Source organism: Gardnerella sp. KA01002 (assembly GCF_049244015.1).
In the GTDB taxonomy this organism is placed as follows: Bacteria; Actinomycetota; Actinomycetes; order Actinomycetales; family Bifidobacteriaceae; genus Bifidobacterium; species Bifidobacterium vaginale.
In genome coordinates this window covers 392902-415647 of record NZ_CP058365.1, presented here as the reverse complement: position 1 = coordinate 415647, position 22746 = coordinate 392902, and the positions used below count along the sequence as shown (strand labels likewise).

Genomic DNA, 22746 nt, shown 5'->3' with positions numbered 1-22746 from the left:
GTTATAGACTCAATCGTTTATGATTTGCTAATCAAACTGAGCAAATCAGGAAGCCTGTTCTTCTTCCTTCTTGCGATTGTTGCGCATGTACATGAATGTACCAGCGCCAACCAAGCCCAAACCGATGATGGCGAATATAATCACGCCGTAAGCACCAGTCTTAGGAAGCTTGAACCAGTGGTCGATGTTATTGCTCGTTGGAACATCCTTGAACGAGTAAATAAACGTCTGCGATTGAGTATCATACTTAGCATCTTTTGTATACTCCGTAGGAATATTAACTTCTTCAACCTTTGGAGCCAAAACATAGTTGTCTGGAGCCTTAGTTTCCACAACGTAGAACGTTTGTCCAACCTTTGCCTTAAACCCATCTGCTGTCAAACCAGTCTTATCAGCAGTTTCAGTATCAGCAAAGCCCTTAGAAGACTTACTCTTGCACTTATCATCTGCACGAGAAACATCAGCCGCACAAGCGTCAGCATCATTTTTCTTTGCAAACACAGCAAACTTAGCACCCCTAAGACCTTCAGTTGCGTTAGTACTGCTTACCTTCTTAATCTTGAATTTAACAAGAGTTACCTTGGAATCTGAACCTGGATTTGGATTAACAGGCTTTGGCTTTTCATTTTCAGGAGTACCTTTCTTATAGCCTGGCTGGTAACCATACTTGTTAACGAGTTCGCCAGCATCAACTCCTTCTTTAAGAGTGAATTTAAGCTCAACAGTTAACTTTGCATTTGCATTTGTTTTAAGTGCAGTTGCAATTTCGCCAAGACCTGCATCTGTAAACGATACGGTAATACGCTTACGACTATTATCATCAGGCGTTGCAGTAACCGCTACATTATACTTATCCTCTTTACCAGTAGAATTCGTAATTTCAGAGTCACCAATCTTAACTTTCTGCACAACTTGCTTATTGGCATCATACGCTTTAATCAACGCATCATCCCACACAGCAAAGCCCTGATAATCGCCATCCGTACGATCCTTAACAGGAGTTCCGCTAGTTGTAACTACAGAAGTTGAAATGGTATATGGCAAATCATCCTTTGTACCAACCATTCCTGTAGTGTCAACAGTCTTCTTAATAGCATCCTTAGTATAAGCGTTCTTAGGATCAACCTTCACATCATAAGTGTATGTTGTATTACCAGATCTATCATTGGTGATTTGTGGAATAGTCATAAAGAATGGCTGCGGAAGCTTTTCGTATCCATCTGGAACACTTGTTTCTTCAACCTTGTATAAGCCGATACCCAATTGATCAAACTTTGCTTCACCAGTAGATATAGTAGGCTTTTCAGTTCCACTATCAAAGTTTAAACCAGCAGAAGAATCATTTGGATTAGCATTAAGAGTTGGAACTTTAGCAGCAACATTAAGCCACTGATCATATTTTGTTAAATCAAAATTGGTTACTTTGTAAACCTTAAACTTTGCACCACTAACAGGAGTTGTCTTTGTCTGCACACCTTGTTCATTGGTTTCATCCTTGTACTTGGTAATCGTAATGGAACCTTTTTTATCTTTATTAGCTGTATTCCAAGGTGCATCAGCATCAGCAGCTGCTTGAGTCGTACTAGTAGCAAATGCTACGTTATTTGCCACCACGGCACCAGCAACGCACAGCGTGCCAGCCATTGCGAGCGAGGCGATTGCCGCCACGCATTGCTTAGTTATCTTGTTCATAATTTCTCCTTTTTTATTGCTCTTTCGAGCAGGTTTAAGAGATAAGTTTTCTGTTTTGTGTTGCGCACGGTCGGCGGAGCCATTGCAAGCTGCATGAACTCTGCTGTCGGCGTATAAGATTTGCGCCGCGCGCAGCAAGATTAAATCCGAACCATATTTCGGCATAATTGTCGTTACTATGTAACGTCGCTATGTAACTCAACTACGTAACGCCATTGCCGACATATGGAACGTTGACACTGCAGTTTTTGCGCTGCAGACTTTCTTTCATCAGCATCGCCACCTTTCAATGCGCCATTTTCTAGCGGTTTTGCGGATAAAAACTTTAATAATATTGATAATCTCAGCGATGAGCGCACGCCCCCACTTGCTTTGATCAAGCAGCAACGCAATAAACATCAGAGAAGTGCCAACAAACACAACACCACTAAGAAGCATGTTCCAGTTCATGCCGCCCGTCTTTGGCAACGCGAATTTAGGCGGATCGATCACGTTCACATCAACAGCAATTCTGTTCCAGTCTTTTCCAATGGCTACGCCTTCAAACCAAGTATTTTTCATATCCGTAGACGAATACTTTTTATCATCACTAAGCCCAGCATTAACCGTGTTATTAAACACCGTCAGTGCATTCGGCTTCAACGCAAACACAGCGCACGTGTAATTTCCAGCCTTTTTAGGTACGCCAACAATATCGTCTTCACTGCGAGACACAGCGCTTTCTATGCTGTCCTGCTTACCATTCTTCGTGAAGCCATACAGCAAGTTAGCCACACAAGTCTTACCGTCTTGACTGCAAGACTTTCGCTGCTCAGCACTTGCAAAAGCCCACGGCTGCACCTTTTCGCCGTAATTCTGGTTCAGGTGCATATTGAGCGTATTGTCAAGCCCGCGACTCCACTTTTTCTCGCCTTGCTTAGTGCACATCATACGCAATGAAATATTGCTACGATCTTTCAAGCTCCACGCGCGCACATACGGGTTCTTAGTAAGAATCGTGCCGCTCATAACAGTAAGAGAATTACCGCCACCAAGCGTGTCAACAGGATCAGCGTCTTGGGATCTTAGCAATATCATCTTAAGATCCTTGTCAGCTCCACTGAGACTTCCAACCGTAACTTTCGCATACACAGGCTTGCCGTTGTTTCCAGAATCCGGGTCGTCCGAAGTGGAGCCATCCGGGTAATGGATGACAATCTCTTTCAAGTACGCTTTAGGCGCAACAGATTGATCCGGGTGGAATGTCACTTTGCCGTAACGAGTGCCGTCACCCTTTGCATTGTGCTTGCCATTCTTTTGTTTGGTATCATCAGGCTTATTGCTCTGATCACCTGAATTATCTGCGGCGTTACCAGCCCAATACGACCAGTCTAAAGACACCTTGTTCCCAACAGTGCTGTCAGCCTTTACCTCAAAGCCGTGAGTAGCATCCTTAAACTCAAACCAAGTTCCGTCCGGAAGCGCGCCATCCTTCACAGCATCCTGGTATTTATCCGCACCGTTAGCGCTCTTAACGCTTTTCGGCACAACATTCTCAACCTTTTGACCAGCCTTAACGCTCACAGCAGCGTACTCCGGGTTGTAGAAGTGGTTATCTCTATGAATATGCACAGAGAATGCGCCAATTTTGTAGTCTTCGCCTTCTTTGCCATATGGATTACCTCTAGCGTTAAGAACGCTTGTAACTGGGTCTTCGTTCTTCTTAGATTTGATATTAGCCTCAACAGCATTCTTAAACGCATCCGACTTCTTCTGATCACCCTTTATAACGTAGACTTTGCACACATAGTCGCCAGTCTTTTGCGCCACGCCACCAAAAGATCCGTGCGTGCGCTCAAAAGTGTTATAGCTTTTATCGCTATCAACCCAATCATCGTATAAGTAAGTATCAGACTTGCACTTTTTGCCATTAGTATTGCACTCAAACTGATCCTTAAGTGATGAATGCTTCCAAATCGTCTGCGGTTCCAAAAGTCGCAATCCGTCTTTTTCGCTATCTTTCTGCGACTTCTCATTATTAACATGACCAGGAAGAATGCCATACGTGTAATCGGTTTGCTTACCATTCTTGTCTTGCTTTGAGCAAATCATATGCTGATGAAGATTGCCAATCGCGTTTGTTAAGTAAGAATCAAACATAGGGCGATCGTTACCAGCGAGTAAATCTCCTGGATGAAGGTTTATGCCATTTTCAACGCTGATAGTTCTGTATTGAGAATCCGTTGTATACCTAAACAAATTAAGACCAAATGTATTATTGCCAGGCTTAGCAGTAACATTCACCTTCGCATACACAGGATGCTTCTCGTTCACAGAGCCTTCGCCGTCAGAAACCGAGCCGTCTGGGTAGTGAACTCTAACTTCCGCCCAATATTCGCCAGCAGACTGCCACTTATCTGGACGGAAGGTGACGGCACCGTATTCGCGACTAGACTGATCTAAAGTAACTACTTTGCCGTTTTTATCTTTAACAGGCTTGTTGTCAGCGCCGCGCTTAACGTTGTCTTCAAAATCTTCAAACCTAGACCACTGCACACTTTCCTTAGGGCAGTCTTTAGGATCTTTCTTATCAACCTTCTTGATCAGATTCTTAATCTCAAACCACGTGCCATCAGGAAGGTCACCAACAAGAATGCTAGCTCGATCATCCTCCGAAACATCATTTCCATCTTTAGTGCTCTTTGGCTGATCAGTGCTGATATTGTCTTTTGTTGGACTGCTATACCTACCATCCTTAATTGACTTGCCAGCTTGAATAGTTGGCATCTTTACATAAGTCGGGTTGTACTTTTGGTTGTCTTTGAGCTTGATTTTAAAGTAGAAACTACCAGCAACCCACTCTGAGCCTTTTGCGTCTTTTTTAGCAGTCTCATAGTTAGTAAAAAGTGATTGAAGCGCAATAGAATCACCTGATGACGCATTTTCAAATGCTGTAAGCGATGCACTATAATCTTTACTGTCTTTATCACCAGGCTTTTGGTGGAAAGCGAACACTTTACACTCATACGATCCGCCTTCCTTAGGCGTGCCACCAATCAGCGCACGCGAACGCTCCATAGTGTCTCTGTTGTATTCGCTAGAGTGAAGGTAGTAGTTAGAATCCTTACAATCCTTACCTTTGCAACGATTGTCGTTATCTCGAATCCACTGGCGGAAATCCTCAAAATGCAAGCCGTTAATCTCGCCGCTAGCTTTCGCGCCCCCCTCGGCAGGCTTAAGTAACGCGAACGGAGAATTAGGAACATCCGTCCTATGGCATATCACGCGGAAAGTAATAGGACCTTTACCATGGTTCGCCCAAGAATCGAATACAATACCATTATTAGGGTTAGGGTTATCTTTATCTTTCGCACCTATTTTCTTGCCCTTATCAATCTCGTGCGGATTACTTTTATGCCCAAAGGAAAAACCGCTAAACGCGTTATTATCTATGCTCTTGCCATTGTATAAACCAAGATTCAAGTCACTACCTGAAATTGGCAAATCACCCACTGTAACAGGAGCGTACACAGGATCACCACTATTACCAGAGTCCTTATCTTTAGACGTAGAACCATCCGGGTACGTTACAACAACAGGAGTCTTAGTGTTTGCACCAGCTTCAGCATTAGACGGAGTAAACGTCACTTTGCCGTTTCCTACATTTTTTGCATCAATCTTAGACCAATCAAGCACTGGAAGACTGTATTGAGTGTACTGCTCTAGCTTAAAAGTAGAACCGTTAGGCAGACTACCTACCCTAACCCACGGCTTTTTGTTAGCTCGTACGCTTTTAGGCTCTTCGCTGGTAGCAGAATTAAACTTATTCGTAGATTTATTGTAGTCAACAGTAGTTTCCTTGTACTGCGGGTTGTACAACATGGCATTAGGAACAACCTTAATTTTTATAGGAACATTTTCCTGAACCATCGGTGTCGTATACTTACAGTTGTATTTGTAAGCACTAGGAGTTGGGTGCGTAATCCTTACCTTAAAAGTAATACCATCAGAGTTACGATCCAACTTTCCTGGATTATAAGTAATATAACCAGTTTTACTATCTATACTCACACAACCTTTATCAGAATTAGTCGGTCCAGTACTACAACGACTAGATTGTGTAACACCATTAGGCACAGAAGTAAGCTCATACTTCATGCTAGAGCCGTTAGGAAAATCCGTCGGAATATTAGTAGTAGTATCAGTATCTTTTCCTGCAACATAGCGACCGCCATAATGGTTTTGCAGAGAATACTGACCATCCCAGTCGCCTAAATCCCATCCCTGCCAAGAACCAGTATTAACGTAAGGCTTAATTGTTACAGGCGCACCATACGTAGTAACAGGCACATTCTCCACGCCACCATAAGTAGTGTCCGAGCTTAAATTCTGATTATTTAACTTCTTTACATAATCACTCAACATGCTAGACGCATATTGAGGATACTTGATTTCAGTCTTACCGTTTGGATCAGTAATATTATTCAAAACAGTATGCGGCTGATCACTATTACTAAAATCAGGCAAAGCGTCAGGATTCTTATGGTCATAGCCTTCCATAGAATCTGGAATACCATCGCCATCACTATCGAAAGGTCCAATAAAAGTCCACTTACTTCTAACTTCTACAACACCATTTTTCTTCGTTTCTAAATCTCCAAAATCGCTTTCGGAATATGTACCTTTGCCAGAGTTCCATCCAGCTGAGAACGGAAGATTCTTCAATACTAAATCTGAGCGATTTTCCATACTTTCATCAACAAACGCAGTGATATTCCACTGAAAAGCCGTATTACCTGAAACTTCCCAGTCAGCAAGAACCGTAGAGAAATCATTCTTCCAGTTTCTAATTTCGCACATGTCATGCTTATCTCGCGAATCGCAATACGATGTAAGTCTGGAAGTACCTAAAGCATTATCCCAATAAGAGTTAAATAGCTGTTGATCTTTACCAGCACCCTCTTTACCAGCTTTACCTTCATACAAATTACCATCGAACGAATGAGCCCATCTAGAACTACTGTTAACAAACTCATCTAATGTTTTATTAATTGTAACAATAGGCTCTTGATACTGGATTGCTCTACATCCACGACCGTTATCAGTTTTATCAAACTGTTTATCTTTTGAAAACGCGCTATACCACTTGTCTGTTTCAGGCCAGCAGCCATAGTTACGGTAACCAGCTCTATTACCAGACTTCCTTCTACTAATTCTTATACTCTTTCTATCAATACCTTTTGGAAGCCAAGCCATAAGAAGAGGTCTTTTACCACCAAACGCTTTATCTTCTTGCTTACCGCTATAAGGTTCACCTGTTACAATGCTCTCGTACATTTGAGAATAAGTATTGAAAAACACTTCCCATTTAATCTGAGTTCTATTTCTACCAGTAGAAGAATCATAAACATTGCGAACAACTTCAACGTTAGAAGCAATCTGACTAGGAGCATCCCCTATTCCAAAGCCAGAACCAGACACAAAGCCTGTACCAAAACTATTCCACCAAGCGTGAATCGGTGCTTTACCATCTGCATAACCCTTAGCTTCTTGTACTGGCGGCACGATGAGCATGGTTACTATGGTGGCGACGGCAACGAGCATTGCTAAAAGCGCGCGGAAAACGTAACGCTTTGAGAGAGTACGGCTGCAACTATTTGAAGAGGAAGCATTAAGCATTCTAAACTGCTTACGCAAGTTCAATAAGCCATGAAGCCGTGACATTCTAACGCCTCGATTTCTTAAAATCTAAAAGCTGCTCGAATACTCATGCTTGTTGGTTTTATAAGCCAACAAGCATTGCCCGGGGTGCAGAACACTGCATTGCAAGCAAAAAAGCGCGCAATCAAGTTACGTAAATAAACGTAAGCCGACTCGAAACTACTGATGAAAACTATTGTGCAAGCGTTAAATAAACGTAAGCATACCTAGCTTCCCCAAAACCAGTAGTTAAATTCGCTCCAAACGCTCAAATGCAAAATAATACAGTGCACTACTGCAAAGCACGTATACAGTTGTACCCCCCCCCCATAGGAAAATTCAAGGAAAATCTACACATTTTTTAACATTCGTAAAAATTCCTAGATTCTATAAAGATCACCATAAAATACGTTAAAAATATATTGGAAACTTTATATTTTTCGCTTTTAGCATCGAAATTATCACACTCGGCGTGTCTTAAAACACAATATGCAGCACTTTGCATAATAAAACATACTAAATATAGGATTTTCGATAATAGAAATAAAGAGTTAAAGAGATAAAGAGTTAAAAATGAAGCAACACCTTCTACACCTTCTACATCTTCGCATTACACGTTTTAAAAGACTTTATACTTTTACCAGCCTTAATTTTCTCCAACGCTTTATACGCATCATCTAAAGTCTTAACGCTTACTACGTTTAAACCTTGCGGAATATTGCCAACCACCTCATCGCAATTGCTATTTGGCGCTAGAAACCATCTTGCACCATCTCTTTTAGCAGATATCATCTTTAAACGAATTCCGCCGATTGCCCCAACTTTCCCATTATTATCAATGGTTCCCGTGCCTGCTATTGTTTTGCCGCCAGCCAAATCTACGCCAGTTAGCTTGTTTAAAATACCCAAAGCATACATCATTCCTGCAGAAGGACCGCCAATATCGTCTATATGCATCTTAACTTTTACGTTTTTTACATTCACATTAAGATGTTTCTTCGCATAATCCAAAGCCGCCACTTGCGCAGAAGATTGCGAGGAAGTCATCTGCTTATTTGTTTCTTTTTTATAATCACTTGCATTTTGATTTACAGGTACTAACACCTCACGCGGCAAAATCTGCTTTTTTGAATCAAACCAAGATAAAACAGCGTAAATATTTGGAATCTCATACCCTGGCACTCCAGATGTATTTACTGTGACTAAAAGCAATTTGCCACTTTTTGAATGCGATTTTAAACCCGAAGCAGCTGAAGCAGCTTTTTTATTAGGATTATTAGGATTATCTACGTTTATCACATATTTTCCAGAAGATTTTCCTAAAACGTCTTGAGTTGGCCCTGGCTCTTCAACAACATATGCGCTAGGAAGAAAAAGCACAATAATCGCAAGAACACCAATGATCAGTCCAATAAAATACTGCACGGATTTTGAAGAAAAATATTTAACAAAATAATTAAAAACTCTACTCGTAAAACTTATAACAGTCATACATACATTATTAAAAACAGCAAATATCTTATTAGTCATAAGAAATAATTCTATACTCAAGCCATACGCATAACGGAATTAGGATTCATTTAAAATATTAAATTAAAAAAGTTACTTAAATTATTGATTTATTGAATGAAAATTGCCGTATATCAGGTAGAATCTGTAATAAGCTGCAAAAAGTCACACTAATAAATGAATGCGAAATAACGTAGAAAATATTAGATGACTTTTAACTAAGACTGTAAGGACTTAACTATGAGCGAAGAAGAAATTCACCAGTGGCTCGTCGACTGCTTTGGTTCTGAACAAGGCGAAAAAGCATGGCACAACTTTGAGAACCTCCCTTTTGACATACGCGAACACATCAAGGAAAGGTGTGGAATTGGAGGACTTCCGACACCAGGCGAAGTTCACGCCATGATGCAAGCTTTTTCTACAGGAGGATTAAACAATCCTCTTGAAATGAGAGTGACTCTCGAAGACGGTCCAATAAATAAAAAGCTTGCACAATCTATCGCTATTCAAAGATCAACAAGCGATGGAGGAACCGTAAACGCTGAAGTTGCGGACTGTGCTAGAAGAGCACTTAGCCAAGCAAACTTGTGGCTAGACACAAGTTGCAACTTAAATCCTGCGCCAGGAACACCTGATATTCTTTCTAGATCTGATTGGATTGAAGGAACAATAGATTCGTGGGTTAAATTCGCGAACCCTGTTGCAAAATCTGTGTGCGAGGCGTTTACAAGCGTAATATCCGCAAGATTCGGCGATTCACAAGATACAGAAGTGGATGGCATATACGATGGAATTATGCCAATCCCTATGCCAGATGAGGTAAAACAACCTGACCAGTTTATGAGATTGCTCGGAAATACATCTTTTGCTATGCAACTAGGATACGCTGCTGGAGCATTATCTCACGAGGTTCATGGAAGCTTCGATCAAGGTATAGCACTACTTAACAATCCAGCTGGAGGTCTTATTCCATACAATTGCATAGATTATGCAAAAACCTGGGGATTAGACGTAACAGAAGTTATGAATTATCTTGCCTTACGCGAACTTGCACACGCTCGCTTGTTTGCGTCTGTACCATGGCTTATGCCACGTTTTGAAGCTCTGATTATAAAGTATGCAGATGGTATTTCTATTGACTTAGATGCTGTAGAAGACCAGCTTAGAGATATTCAAGAAATGGATCCAGAAGCTGTTTCTGGAGCGGTGGATATTTCTAAAGTTGCAGATACAGAAACAGAGGGTCAAAAACAGGCTCTTAAAGGACTGGAAACACTTCTTGCTCTTACAGAAGGCTGGGTTGATTGCGTTATTTGGCGTGCTGGAATGGCACATATTCCACACATCGATCAACTTAGAGAGATGATGAGACGCGAGCGCGCTGCAGGTGGACCTTCGGAAATAACTTTTGAATCTCTTATCGGATTGAGATTAAGACCGCGCAGAATGCGAGAAGCTGCAGCATTATGGGATTCAATCACAAACGAAAAAGGCATTGAGGAGCGAGACTCTATGTGGAATCATCCTGATCTTTTGCCTGATTTACCAGAGTCTCAGGATGAGGCAAACGCAAGTGATAAAAAAACGAATACTACAGATGAAAATAGCACAGATAATAATAAGCAAATAGATTCTGCAGATTCTACAAACAAAGATGAGGCAAGCAAATCCTATGAGGCTGATTCTACAGATAATGAAGAGTCGTCAGCTTCTAAGATTGATAACGACGAGTCTGAACATGAAAATTCTTATGAAAATAAGAAAAATGATAATGTTGAGACTAATGCTGAAATTAATGCTGAGTCTAATTCTGAATCGGAAACTGAAACAAATAAAGAGTCAAAAGAATCAAGCATGAATATGCCTAATTTGGAAGACTTCAAGAATAGTGAAGATTTAGAAAAGAAACTCAAAGATGTGAATTGGGACGATGAATTAAGCAAACTGTTAGCATCTAATGACACGTCTGACGACGAATCTGATGACGCAAACAACAATGCTGACGAAGATTCAGATAACGGTGAAACTGATTCTGATTCAAATCCCGATTCAGATATAAATAAATAATAAGTGAATAATAAATAAATAAATAATAAATAACAATAAATAAATAACAAATGAATAATAAATGAATAGAAATAATAAAACAGAGCGGAAAAACTTGCGATTTTCTTAGAATTATTTTAAACAAATTATTCTAAGAAATGACTTACAGTTCTTTGCATACCACTTCCATAATCCTTGCAAAGAGCGTAAGAAATATGCAAGGTTTTTTCCGCTCTTGTTATTGCAACATACATAAGTCTGCGTTCTTCTTCATCCTCATCTTCACTTCTACTAACAGAAGATCCAAAAGGAAGAAGACCTTCAGAACAGCCAACCAAAAAAACGTGTTTAAATTCCAAACCTTTAGACGCGTGAATTGTAGATATAGTTACAGGAAGTAAAGATTTTTTAATTAAATCAACATGCTTCTTTTCGGAAACATTATCTACAAACTTATTATCTGTATCAGCAAAGGATAAGTCGCCAGCAACCGATGAATTGGAATTGCTTACTTCTGTATTATCTATATTATTATCGAGCACATCAGGTTGAAGACCAGCATCTTTTTTAACAGAAAAATGTAAGCCCAAGCTACCTAATGTTCTACAAAACATATTCTGCTGAACATTAGTGCGCGTAAGAATAGCAAAATCCGTAGGAAGCGCATCCCCCGATTTAACAGCTTTAGAAATCTGCTGAGCAACAGAAAGAGCCTCATCGTAATCAGTATTATAAATACTTTTGGAAACGCGAGCGCCACCCTTAATATTTGATTTTAATTTTAAATAATCACGCCTACACGCAGATTGTGAAAGAACACGATTAGCAAGACCAACAATACGTTCTGTAGACCTGTAATCCGTATTCAAACTAATATCCGCGTAGATTGGTGCAAATTCTTTTGGAAACTCAAGTAAATCGTAGCTACTAGCACCAGCGAAAGAATAGATGGTTTGGGCAGGATCTCCAACAACGCAAATATTGCGGTTATCGCCCAACCATAGTACAAGAAGCTCATGTTGCAACGGCGAAACATCCTGATACTCATCAACAGTAACCCAACCTATTAAACTACGAATCTGTTTAGCAGCATTAGGGAAAGATCTTAAAATATGACAGGTTAAAAGGAGCAAATCGTTAAAATCAATAAGATTACGCGTATTTTTTTCAATCTCGTACGCTTTATAAACTTCTACGAATTGTTTAACATCTAAGCCCGCAGGGAGTTCTCTATGAACACAAGCATATGCTTTCGCATAATCATCTGGTGCAATAAGCGAAACTTTCGCCCAATCAATTTCTGAAATAATATCTCTTATTTGCACAGACGTCATATTTGCAAGATCTGTGTAATGAATCAATGCTTGCTCTGTAACTTCTTTAGGATCATCCATTATTCTTGGAAAAGGAGCTGAGCACACTGAATCCCATACCTTACGTAAATGTTTTAATGCTGCAGAATGAAAAGTTGCAACAGTCGCATTATTAACACCTAATTTTTTAAGACGTTCTTGCATTTCTTTAGCAGCCTTTACAGAGAAAGTTACCGCCAAAACGCGATTTTCATCCCATTCTCCTTTAGCACACGCATACGCTATTCTGCGTGTAATAGTGCGAGTTTTACCAGCACCAGCGCACGCCACAATGCGAACAGGACCATTTAACGCCATGGCTGCTGCACGCTGTGAATCATCTAAATCATTCAATAATGACTCTGGAGAAGAAATCATATTTCTATTGTTACAGCAAACAAAGAAAAAATAAAAGATTAAAACACAAATGTGGTTAAAGGTTATTTGACTATATCTCGCTGCTTTGTATTACTGTTGAACTGTGACACAGATAAGCAGATTCAAGTTGGTAGCGCTGGCCTCATCGGTCATGCCAGAAGTACAATTCGCCGGAACCCGCCAAAGTGAGCAGGCAAACGCCACCGATGCCGCTGCGGGAATATCTCATGCCGTTATTCAAGACGTTTCTGGTAACCTTTATGACATTTTTGTAAGCTCCGAGAAAAAAGGGCAAAAACGCTTACACGACAGAGCTAGAGCAGCATGGGTGCTGCAAAAAACCAAAGGACTTGCAGCTCTTGGATTTGCACACGAAGAAATGCTTAAGTTTGTTCCTGGCTCCCTTTCAAACCAGAACAATCAAAATACGCAAAATACAAAAGCTGCGCAATCTACACAATCTACACAAGAAGATAACCAATCTGATTCAAACAGCTTATATGGCGAAAGACTTGGACAGGCAGATTTTAATAATCCAACAGTATTGATTTGCCCACATTTAAACGGAAGCGCTAGAGAATTAAGCCTTCTTACAACAGACGATTGCGTAAACGCTGGCACAGCCATGGGCGCAATTCACCGACTAAGCCCAGCATTTTTAACAAAAGGCGGCTACCCTACTTTTACTACTGGTCAGATTCGAGCACAATTAACATCTTGGATTAAAAGGCTACGTCAAGCTGGTCACATTCCTACTGAAATCACCGATAACTGGTCCAGAGTGCTTGAAACCGATGGATTGTGGGCATTTGACACTTGCCCTGTTCACGGCGGTTTTAAAGATGGAGATTTTCTATTTTCTGGATCTACGATTACTGCAATAACCAATTGGCAGAGCATGCAAATCAACGATCCTGCGCGAGATTTAGCGTGGATTTTTGCAAAACTTAATGAACAGCATAGGAATGCACTTCTTAGCGCTTACGGAAGAATGCTAGGAGCCAGATTAGACAGCATGATTATGCTTCGCGCAAACCTATGGCTTCAAATGGAGCAGGTTGGCGACTTTGTTCAAGCTTTGCAGCGTGCGGATACAACTGGGATCATGCGCTTTAAAGCACAAGTAGAACGTCTTGCTCACGAGCTTACGCGTATAAACAATTCTAGAAACGCAAATGCTAATCAAAACAACAATTCAAGCGCAAATCCTGCGTCTTCTCTAACTGTAGGAGATATAGTTAAAGACGATACTATTGAATCTTCTGATGCCACAAATGAGAGCAATATAAGTGCTAAAAGTCAGACAATTGCTTTAAACAGCAATAACGACAGCACGAGTGAAAACCCTACAAAAGTGAACTATTCAAATTCACAAGCGCAAGAAGATTCTTACAAAGAGTCTGATAATACGAATGCTACTAAAACTACATCTGTTGCTGATAATCTAGAAACACAAGTTATAAATAGCATTATCAATAACGCCGATAATAGTAACAAGAATAGTGACGGAAGCATCGAAAGCAAGATTGAGAGCAATAACAGCATCGAAAGCAAAGATAACAATGTAGAAAATACTGGCAAAAATAACAATGAAGATTTAGATAAGCCAGCAACTATTATTATCCCAATGCTAAAAGATGCAGATCAAGCTATTAAAGATGCTAAAGACAAACTGAGTAATTCGTAAATGCTAAATATTAGATGCTAAATATTAAGTAAAATCAAAGAAACCAATTATTAAAAGTATCAAAAGTATTAAAGGAAACAAAATGAAGGTAACAATCGGAGTTAAACACGTAAACGACACTATCAGCTTTGAATCAGAACAAAGCGAAGAAGACGTGCAGAATATTATAACCAATGCAATCAAAGACGAAAAATTAATCACCATTACAGATAAAAATAACAGGAAAATTGTTGTACCTAGCAACTCTTTTGCCTATGCAATAATCGGAGATACCCCAACACACACTGTTGGTTTCAACGCATTGTAATTACAAAACTAGCGATTTAGGATTTTACTCACTACTTCGTCGCTAGTTGTTTCTTCACCAAGACTATTTGGTTTCCCGCTTCCGTGCCAATCAGAGCCGCCAGTAACAAGCAAATCCAAGTCTTTTGCTAATCCAAATAGTCTTTGTCTTTGCGTTAAAGAATTACCACGATGATACACTTCTAAACCATCGAGACCTAAACTAGCGTAATAAGCAATTTGAGAGTCTGAAAGAATAACAGGATTCCTACTATAATCCGCAGGATGTGCAATAACACTCACTCCCCCAGCATGTTTAATAACTTTAATAACTTCATCAACGCTGGGAGAAGGCGTAGGAATGTAATAAGGTCCATGAGGCGCTACTGGCCCTGCAAAAGCCTGAGATCTTGTTTCAAAAACACCTGCAGAAACCAATGCATCTGCAATATGTGGTCTGCCAATCGTAGTCAGATTCCCTTTACCTGCTTGATTAAGAACATCTTGCCAAGTAATCGGAAAATCGTGCGACATAAGCTCCACCATTTTACGCGTACGATTTAAACGACGTTTCCTTGTTAAATCAAACATTTCAATAATGCACTCGTCGTTTGGATTATAACGATAAGCAAGCATATGAACAGATATATTACCTTCTACAGATGTGATTTCGGATCCAAAAATAACTGGAAAATCCGCAATATTAGCAGCTTCTTTAAAATCACTCCAACCAGCAGTAGTATCGTGATCTGTAATAGCCACACCTTTAAGACCAATAGTTTTAGCTTCATTTACCAAATCTTCTGGCGACTTTGTACCATCGGAATAAAAGGTATGACAATGCAAATCCCAACCAGAATTATTCTCATCAGGGTTTGCAAAAAAATCAATATCAGCGCTAGTGCTAGTTACAGTCATACAATTATCGTAAACTGTGGCATGTAACGTTTATCTTATAAACGATTAATCCCTACATTATTAGCGTTTACAGGAGTACTTATGGATAGCTGTAATTCACAAACAGAACTCACAAATATAAATGAGCTATCTAAAACGGAAAACAATGTAGACGAAAAAACACTTTACGAAACAAACTCATTAAAAGGCTGGAGACATTCTGCTACTTGGGTTTACGCTATTATGCTAGTTACTTCTGCAATAGCCCTTCTAACATCTCTAATATTATCTTCTGAGACTTTAGCTCTTGCGCGCACACCGCACAAAGCGCTTGGATGCGATATAAACACTCTCGTATCATGCTCTAAAGTAGCTCAAACATGGCAAGCAGAATTCATACGATTTGGCGAACTAAGCTTCCCTAACGCCTTCTTTGGAATAGCAGCCGAAAGCGTATTTGTAACACTTGCTGTAGTCGGAATAGCAAAAGTAAAACTTCCAAAATGGCTAGCGATATTTAGTTGGATAGGCGGATTATGCGCACTCTTGTACGCGTATTGGCTGTTTTCTCAATCAATGTTCGTAATACAAGTTCTTTGCCCATGGTGCTTAGTACTAATGTTTTGCACTACTATACAATTCATGTCACTTAGCCACGCAACAGTTAGCGCGCAAGGAATTGGATTAAAAAATAAAATTCTAAACGCGTATTACAGAATTAACTACGATTTAATCGTAGACTCACTATGGATATTCGTAATCGTGCTATTAATTTTAAGCAAATACGGTCATGCTATATTTAGTTGAATCAAAAGCTTATACAACTAAATTCATCACATATTTCATCACATATTTATAAGCTGCAATTTAAATTAAAGTTATAATCAGCAGTCACTATTAAGCAGAGATTGCGATAGCTTAGCAATACGATCGCTTGAATCGGAGTTAGTGAGCAAAACACTCCCCTCGTCATCTTTATCCGCAAGAAGATTCATTGAATCTAAGACGCTTTTAAGATGATGAATAGTGCCAGCATTACCATCTACAATCTTCACGCAATCAGGCAAAAACTCGCGAAAATAACTTTTATAAAACACAAAATGAGTACAGCCTAAAACAACTGAATCAATATTGTTTAAATCATAAGAATCAAAATACTTATGCAAAGCACTCATAACAATATTTTTATTGCCTAAATCACCATTTTCCACAATTTCTACCAAATCTGGACACGGTCTAGAAAAAATTTGGTGATCTTGCGTAAAACGATTCATAAGTTCCGCAAACTTGCGCTCTTTAAGCGTTAAAGGAGTAGCAGCAACAATCACGCGCTGAGGCTTGCCGCCACCTAAATCGCAAGCAAGCTTAAGAGCAGGTTCCATGCCAATAATCGGCATACTATAGTGCTCACGCAAATCTTTAACAGCAGCAGAAGTGGCAGTATTGCAAGCAATAACAATAGCTTTAACATTAAGACTTGCAAAATGCTCAACAATCTTAAAACTAAGCTCACGCACTTCTTGCGGAGTTTTTATGCCATATGGAGCATTAGCAGAATCCCCAAAGTATATAATGCGCTCATTTGGCATTGCTTCTCGAAGCTCACGAACTACAGAAATACCACCTAACCCAGAGTCAAATACACCTATTGGAGCGCACGAAGACATAAAAACCTCCTAATAAACTCTTACAATGGTACTTTTTAGCACAAACATAATCATTGCAAAACAGCATCAATAAGACTGCGCGTGTATGGATTTTTAGGTAAACGCAATACATCTTTAACGCTTCCCTGCTCAACAATCCTTCCGCCTTTTATAACACTAACTTGGCTAGCAATGCGGCTTACTAAAGCCAAATCATGCGTTATAAACAAGCACGAAAAGTTGTACTGCTTTTGCAAGCTACTTAAAAGATTTAGGATTTTTAGGCAATGATTTGCATCTAACGCCGAAGTTGGCTCATCTGCAATAATCAAAGAAGGACGATTTATTAACGCTCGCGCAATGCCAACTCGCTGTTTTTGACCGCCAGAAAGCTCGTGCGGGAACCTGTTTATTAAGCTTAATGGCAAATGCACTTGATTAAGAACAAGCTCCACGCGCTTTTTGCGCTCTTCTTCGCTAAGACTTTTATTGACAATAAGAGGCTCGGCAATGCTCCAACCTACAGTTTTTAAAGGATTTAGCGCCGAGCCAGAATCTTGGAAAATGAACCCAATATTGCTTAAAATCTTGCGATTTGCGCGTTTTTTGCAATCGGAGTATAAATTAAGACCCTCTATGCTTATGCTGCCAGATTCTGGCTTAAGCTGACCAGAAATAAGCTTTGCAATCGTTGTTTTTCCAGCACCAGATTCGCCAACCAGCGCATGCGTTTTCCCCCTTAAAATATTAAGGTTCAAATCACTTATTGCGTACTTAGAAGGGTTGAAAATTTTAGAATACTTAGCATATTTAGCAGAAACATTTTGAATGTTTACGCAAAAATCGCCAGCCTCCGAACTAGTTGATTCGCTAGCTAAATTACTAATATCAAAATCAACAATAGAGTCTAAAAGAGATCGCGTATAGCTGTTTTTAGGATTAGAAAACACATCTTTAACTAGCCCACTTTCAACAATACTGCCACTGTTCATAACATAAACTGTGTTTGCAACAGCCTTAACAACGCTCATATTATGCGTAATAATCAAAACCGCAATATTATGCTTTTTAGCTAAATCTCGCAAAAGCTGCAAAATCTTACGCTGAGTTGTAACATCCAAAGCTGTTGTAGGCTCGTCTGCAATAAGCAAAGAAGGTTGATTAATAATTGCCATTGCAATCATTGCACGCTGAAGCTGCCCTCCAGAAAGTTCGTGCGGATAAGACCTATAAACGCGATTTACATCCTTTAGGCCAACCTCGCTAAGGGAATCAAGAACTCGCGATTTTTTAGCGCGAGCGCTCGTCTTGCCAAACTTTTCGGGATGATATTTTAATGACTCTTCAATTTGCTTGCCAATGCGCATAACTGGATTAAATGCGGTAGATGGCTCTTGGAATACCATTGAAATAAGCCCCGAACGAATATAAGAATACGGAGCATTATTGCTTAGTAAATCCAAACTGTCATTAGCGCTTGTATTAATAACCGCTTTGCCAGAAACACTAAAATCGCCTGGAAGAAGACCCATTAACGCCAACGAAGTTAAGGACTTTCCCGAACCAGATTCGCCAACCAGCGCACTAATTTTGCCCGCATATAAGTTTAAATATACGTTATGCGTAATCTGATTTTTGCCAATCGCAATAGACAAGTTACTAACGCTGAGCACTGGGTTTTCGCGATTTTCCAACATTTTCTTAAATCCTTTTCTAGTTTCTAAGCGAAACTCGCGCATAGTTTGGATAAGCCGGGAAAGACCCAACAAAGAAGTTTTCCACATTGCTTCCGTGAATATAAGTGTTCTTAGAGTAAATAAGCGGAACGATTGGAGAATCGCGCATAATCTCTTTATCAACATGCTGCCAAAGCAAATCTGCACGCGACTTATCTATAACGCCAACAGCTTGACGAATCAAGGAATCCACTTTTGGATTCGAGTAGCGAGATATATTCCAATTGCCGCCGCCTATTTGCGAAGAGTCAAAAAGCGGACCAATATTTGCATACGCAGAAGGAAAATCAGGCTGCCATTTAGACAAAGCTAAATCGTAGTCGCCAGAATCGCCAGTAATCATATCGGTAAAAATCTGCGAATCCACAGTTCGTATAGAAACATCAATTCCAACGCGCTTTAAGCTTGCTTGAATAGAAGATGCCACTTGCGCCTGATCTGGGCGAGCAATAAGACTAAACTTTAGTTTAGATTTACCCGATTCCTTTAATAATTGTTTAGCCTTTTCTACGTCCCCACGCGGATTTGCAGAATAGAGATTATAGACTTTGCGCTCGCTTACGCCTGGAGTAATAAGCGTTGTTGCAAAACCGCCAGCAACCGCACCGCCCTTTGCTCGCTGATACGACTGCTTATCTACAGCGTACTGAATCGCCTTTCGGATCTTAACATCTTTAATACGGCGATTGTTCATGGCCAAATATTCCAACGCTCCGTCACCGCTTGTAACTAAAAGATTGCTCGACTTGTAGCTTGCTTTAGCTTGTGCGCGTTGAGCTGGAGGCACAAAATCTGCAAGAATAGCATTGTCTGCGCCAGAATTGCCTTGAATCATAGATTGGGCAGCAACAGAAGGATCAACACCAAGCTTCCAAATTATCTTGTCTAGGTAATTAGCTCGAATTGAATCCGCGCTGGAATCCCAATTAGTGTTTCTAACCATCACAATTTGCTTGCCAACTTCGTTTTCAACAATTTTGTACGGTCCAGAAGCAACTGGGCTTTTACCATAATCCTGCGCATTCCCAGAATTTAACGGAACGGGAGCAAAGGCCGCCAAAGACGCAACCCAAGGCCAATTAGCAAAAGCAGCATTTAGTTTAAAAATGATTGTTTGATTGTCTGGAGTTTCAATCGAATCCAAAGATTTGCCACTAAACGGACCGGCATAGTCTTTAGCGCCTTCCAAAAGCGCTTTGTGGTAACCGAATCCGCCTGTAAGCGAGTTTGCAAAAGAACGCTCAAGACCATATTTAATATCTTTAGACGTTATTGGGCTTCCATCCTGGTATTTAATGCCTTTTTTAAGAGTGTACTTCCAAGTTTTTCCGCCGTCTAAAGCAGTTCCCGTATCTGTTGCTAAATCGGCAACAACACGCGTTTTGCCACTTGGCGTTACTTTCCACGTTGTTAAAGCGCGGAAAACTAGGCTATTAGAAGTTATTGGCAAACCCTGACTTCTTGCAGGATCAAAATCCATTTTTGATTCAGAGCTTAGAATCGTAAGCGTTCCGCCCTTTTTTGGATTGCTATTAAGCACAGAAGCATTTGGTAGTCTTTTTTGTAGGTTTTGACCACTTTGCACAGCACTTCCGCAAGCAGAAAATGCATAAACCAGCGAAAACACTAGAATTACAGCAATTGCTCTTAATATATTTAGAGCAAAACCGCGATTAAATTTTTTGATGATTTGATAATAATTTTGTATATTTTGTGTATTTTGCATGATTTTTCCTTAATTTTTTATAAAGTTATAAAGTTATTAAAAATTTTTATTATTGTGATTTAAAGAAGACTTTAGTAGCGACTTTAGTTGCAACCTTAATGGCGATTTTGCTGGCGATTTTAATCGCTCACTAATCACCACTTTAAAGGGCGACTTTAGCCGCTCTAGGATCAAGCAAACAATAACAGACGTCAACAATAAGATTTGCAATTATTACAAGAGCGGCCGAAAACAGCGTAACTCCAACCAAAACTTGCAAATCAAAAGTCTTAACAGCGTCTAAAAGAAGCGAACCCAACCCGTGCATAGAGAACACACGCTCAGTTATAACCGCTCCACCAAGAAGACCGCCAAGATCTAAACCAAACATTGTAAATATTGGTAAAATCGCATTTCGCAAAGCATGATTTACTACAACATGTGAATCGGGCATGCCCTTTGCTATTGCAGTTCGCACATAATCTTTACCAAATTCCCTAATCATTGTAGAACGAGTAATGCGCGCATAAAAAGCGCCATTTATCAACGCTAAAACAATCCAAGCGAGTAGCAGATGCCAAGCCCAGTCAAAAGGATTAGCAAAGAAGCTAACATATCCACCCGTAGGAAAAACGGGAATGTAAACCGCAAAAGCAATAATCGCCAGCAAACCAATTAAGTAGGTAGGAGACGAAATACCAATCGAAGATATTGCTACAATTAAGCGGTCAATCCACGAATCACGCTTAACAGCTTGCAAAACGCCTGCAAATACGCCAATTATCATCCACAAAACAGCAGCGCCAATGGCGATTGATGCTGTAACTGGAAAACGACTAAAAATCAAACCAGTAACAGGCTCATTAAGCGCAAAAGACCATCCTAAGCAAGGAGCCGCGCAAACAATTGCGCTGGCAGATGCAGAATCGCCAAAAGTACGGCCAACAAAAATACCCTGCAAATAGTTAAAAAGCTGACTATACCAAGGCAAATCAGTTCCCATAAACGCAGAAACTTGTGCTAAACGCTCAGGCGTGCAAGGTTTGCCGCACATAAGCTGAGCAGGATTTGTTGGAGTCATAAAGAAAATCAAAAACATTGCCATTGCAATAACAGCAATAACAGCCAAAGCGCTTGCAACGCGCCTAATAATGTAAATAAAAACGCTCATGCTGCTATCTCCATTTTTGAAGAAAGCCAATCGCCCAGCATATTAAACCCGAGCGCAAGCAGGGACAAAGATAAACCTGGGAATATTAAATACCACGGGTCTACCAATGCCCACTGCACTGCGTCGGATATTGAGCGTCCCCACGAAGGCGAAGGCGGATTCATGCCAACGCCAAGAAATGAAAGTGCCGCTTCAAGTGCAATACGGCCTGGTATAGAAAGTGTTGTATTAACAATGATTATTGGAAGCATGTTTGGCAAAATCTGATTGCGCAAAACATGAAAAGCACTAGCGCCCATAACTCTAGAAGCCACAGCAAAATGGCGATTTTTAAGGCTAAGTGTTTCGCCGCGAACCAATCGCGCCATACTAGACCAACCAAAAAAGCCGATTATAAGAGTTAAAAGAAGCGGACGCGGGAAAGTTTGAGGCACAATCGCAGAAAGCGCAATCGCAAAGATTAGGAACGGAAACCCAAAGAACACGTCCATAATGCGAGAAATTGCAAAATCAACAAAACCACCAAAATAACCAGCAATAACGCCAATTACAACGCCTAAAACAACGGAGATTGCAGTAGAAGCTAAGCCAATTCCAAGAGAGATCCGTGCGCCGTGAGAGATGATTGCAAATAAGTCAATTCCGCGCAATGGCGTTACGCCAAACCAATGTTTTGAGCTTATTCCGCCTATGCCTATAGGCAACGAAGAATCCGACAAAACATCGGGATTTTCGCTATATGGATCATTACCTGTAATAAGAGTAAAAAGGTCGGCAAAAATCGCCAATAAAACAAACAGTGATATTATTGCAATTCCAACAATTGCGGTAACACTTGATAAGTCGCGCTTACTACGCGAATAAAATACACCGCCCCTTTTCATCGCCACTCATTTCGTTACCTGCACTTTCGTATTGCAATTTTTCTATAAAACTAACAAATACAAACATGAATAAATTTGT

The 22746-nt window shown here is 40.2% G+C and carries 14 protein-coding genes; 4 read left to right on the top strand and 10 right to left on the bottom strand.

Annotated elements, in window-relative coordinates:
- Positions 1-45: 45 nt before the first annotated feature.
- The 3 genes from HXT60_RS01540 to HXT60_RS01530 form a co-directional block, all read right to left on the bottom strand.
- A complete protein-coding gene (locus HXT60_RS01540; protein ID WP_421791231.1) occupies positions 46-1692 on the bottom strand; it encodes a SpaH/EbpB family LPXTG-anchored major pilin in 1647 nt (548 codons plus the stop codon).
- Between the two features lie 270 nt (positions 1693-1962).
- The gene (locus tag HXT60_RS01535) at positions 1963-7350 is read right to left on the bottom strand and encodes a Rib/alpha-like domain-containing protein (protein ID WP_421791407.1); all 5388 of its coding nucleotides are present in this window, start codon (positions 7348-7350) and stop codon (positions 1963-1965) included.
- A 618-nt stretch (positions 7351-7968) separates the two neighbouring features.
- Positions 7969-8901 carry a YlbL family protein gene (locus HXT60_RS01530; protein WP_004112354.1) on the bottom strand — a complete coding sequence of 311 codons (933 nt, stop codon included), beginning with the start codon at positions 8899-8901 and terminating at the stop codon, positions 7969-7971.
- Positions 8902-9120: 219 nt separating this feature from the next.
- Between HXT60_RS01530 and HXT60_RS01525 the strand changes: the two genes are divergently transcribed.
- Entirely contained in the window at positions 9121-10947 is a 1827-nt protein-coding gene (locus HXT60_RS01525; protein ID WP_020760564.1) for a zinc-dependent metalloprotease, read from the top strand.
- 125 nt (positions 10948-11072) lie between these two features.
- On the opposite strand, the gene HXT60_RS01520 is transcribed toward HXT60_RS01525, so the two are convergent.
- Positions 11073-12656, bottom strand: coding sequence for an ATP-dependent helicase (locus HXT60_RS01520; protein ID WP_004575085.1), 1584 nt, complete (start codon positions 12654-12656; stop codon positions 11073-11075).
- Between the two features lie 151 nt (positions 12657-12807).
- Here HXT60_RS01520 and HXT60_RS01515 point away from each other — a divergent pair, with 151 nt between their 5' ends.
- Together HXT60_RS01515 and HXT60_RS01510 are read left to right on the top strand one after the other, a co-directional pair.
- Entirely contained in the window at positions 12808-14343 is a 1536-nt protein-coding gene (locus HXT60_RS01515) for a phosphotransferase (protein ID WP_004575051.1), read from the top strand.
- 82 nt (positions 14344-14425) lie between these two features.
- Positions 14426-14650, top strand: a complete 225-nt coding sequence (locus tag HXT60_RS01510) for a DUF3107 domain-containing protein (RefSeq protein ID WP_004112344.1) — start codon at positions 14426-14428, stop codon at positions 14648-14650.
- A gap of 8 nt (positions 14651-14658) precedes the next feature.
- On the opposite strand, the gene HXT60_RS01505 is transcribed toward HXT60_RS01510, so the two are convergent.
- Positions 14659-15546: a PHP domain-containing protein gene (locus HXT60_RS01505; RefSeq protein ID WP_004137925.1), complete on the bottom strand. Its 888-nt coding sequence runs from the start codon at positions 15544-15546 to the stop codon at positions 14659-14661.
- 81 nt (positions 15547-15627) lie between these two features.
- On the opposite strand from HXT60_RS01505, the gene HXT60_RS01500 reads away from it, so the two are divergent.
- Positions 15628-16332 carry a vitamin K epoxide reductase family protein gene (locus HXT60_RS01500; protein ID WP_004116863.1) on the top strand — a complete coding sequence of 235 codons (705 nt, stop codon included), beginning with the start codon at positions 15628-15630 and terminating at the stop codon, positions 16330-16332.
- 77 nt (positions 16333-16409) lie between these two features.
- On the opposite strand, the gene murI is transcribed toward HXT60_RS01500, so the two are convergent.
- The 5 genes from murI to HXT60_RS01475 form a co-directional block, all read right to left on the bottom strand.
- Positions 16410-17192: a glutamate racemase gene (gene murI, locus HXT60_RS01495; RefSeq protein ID WP_004115668.1), complete on the bottom strand. Its 783-nt coding sequence runs from the start codon at positions 17190-17192 to the stop codon at positions 16410-16412.
- Between the two features lie 50 nt (positions 17193-17242).
- Positions 17243-18868, bottom strand: a complete 1626-nt coding sequence (locus HXT60_RS01490; RefSeq protein WP_014554721.1) for an ATP-binding cassette domain-containing protein — start codon at positions 18866-18868, stop codon at positions 17243-17245.
- A 16-nt stretch (positions 18869-18884) separates the two neighbouring features.
- Positions 18885-20633 (bottom strand): ABC transporter substrate-binding protein, encoded by a 1749-nt coding sequence (locus HXT60_RS01485; protein WP_421791228.1) that lies wholly within the window; start codon positions 20631-20633, stop codon positions 18885-18887.
- Between the two features lie 142 nt (positions 20634-20775).
- Positions 20776-21783, bottom strand: coding sequence for an ABC transporter permease (locus tag HXT60_RS01480; RefSeq protein ID WP_410310626.1), 1008 nt, complete (start codon positions 21781-21783; stop codon positions 20776-20778).
- Positions 21780-22667, bottom strand: a complete 888-nt coding sequence (locus tag HXT60_RS01475) for an ABC transporter permease (protein ID WP_410310627.1) — start codon at positions 22665-22667, stop codon at positions 21780-21782. The genes HXT60_RS01480 and HXT60_RS01475 overlap by 4 nt, the downstream gene beginning before the upstream one ends.
- Positions 22668-22746: the final 79 nt, after the last annotated feature.

What these genes read in the sequence shown, in the direction of transcription:
- HXT60_RS01480 (WP_410310626.1), bottom strand. Translation starts at nt 21,783, where the DNA reads ATGAGCGTTTTTATTTACATTATTAGGCGCGTTGCAAGCGCTTTGGCT.
- murI (WP_004115668.1), bottom strand. Translation starts at nt 17,192, where the DNA reads ATGTCTTCGTGCGCTCCAATAGGTGTATTTGACTCTGGGTTAGGTGGT.
- HXT60_RS01490 (WP_014554721.1), bottom strand. Translation starts at nt 18,868, where the DNA reads ATGTTGGAAAATCGCGAAAACCCAGTGCTCAGCGTTAGTAACTTGTCT.
- HXT60_RS01510 (WP_004112344.1), top strand. Translation starts at nt 14,426, where the DNA reads ATGAAGGTAACAATCGGAGTTAAACACGTAAACGACACTATCAGCTTT.
- HXT60_RS01520 (WP_004575085.1), bottom strand. Translation starts at nt 12,656, where the DNA reads ATGATTTCTTCTCCAGAGTCATTATTGAATGATTTAGATGATTCACAG.
- HXT60_RS01515 (WP_004575051.1), top strand. Translation starts at nt 12,808, where the DNA reads ATGCCAGAAGTACAATTCGCCGGAACCCGCCAAAGTGAGCAGGCAAAC.
- HXT60_RS01535 (WP_421791407.1), bottom strand. Translation starts at nt 7,350, where the DNA reads ATGCTTAATGCTTCCTCTTCAAATAGTTGCAGCCGTACTCTCTCAAAG.
- HXT60_RS01540 (WP_421791231.1), bottom strand. Translation starts at nt 1,692, where the DNA reads ATGAACAAGATAACTAAGCAATGCGTGGCGGCAATCGCCTCGCTCGCA.
- HXT60_RS01530 (WP_004112354.1), bottom strand. Translation starts at nt 8,901, where the DNA reads ATGACTAATAAGATATTTGCTGTTTTTAATAATGTATGTATGACTGTT.
- HXT60_RS01525 (WP_020760564.1), top strand. Translation starts at nt 9,121, where the DNA reads ATGAGCGAAGAAGAAATTCACCAGTGGCTCGTCGACTGCTTTGGTTCT.
- HXT60_RS01500 (WP_004116863.1), top strand. Translation starts at nt 15,628, where the DNA reads ATGGATAGCTGTAATTCACAAACAGAACTCACAAATATAAATGAGCTA.
- HXT60_RS01475 (WP_410310627.1), bottom strand. Translation starts at nt 22,667, where the DNA reads ATGAAAAGGGGCGGTGTATTTTATTCGCGTAGTAAGCGCGACTTATCA.
- HXT60_RS01485 (WP_421791228.1), bottom strand. Translation starts at nt 20,633, where the DNA reads ATGCAAAATACACAAAATATACAAAATTATTATCAAATCATCAAAAAA.
- HXT60_RS01505 (WP_004137925.1), bottom strand. Translation starts at nt 15,546, where the DNA reads ATGACTGTAACTAGCACTAGCGCTGATATTGATTTTTTTGCAAACCCT.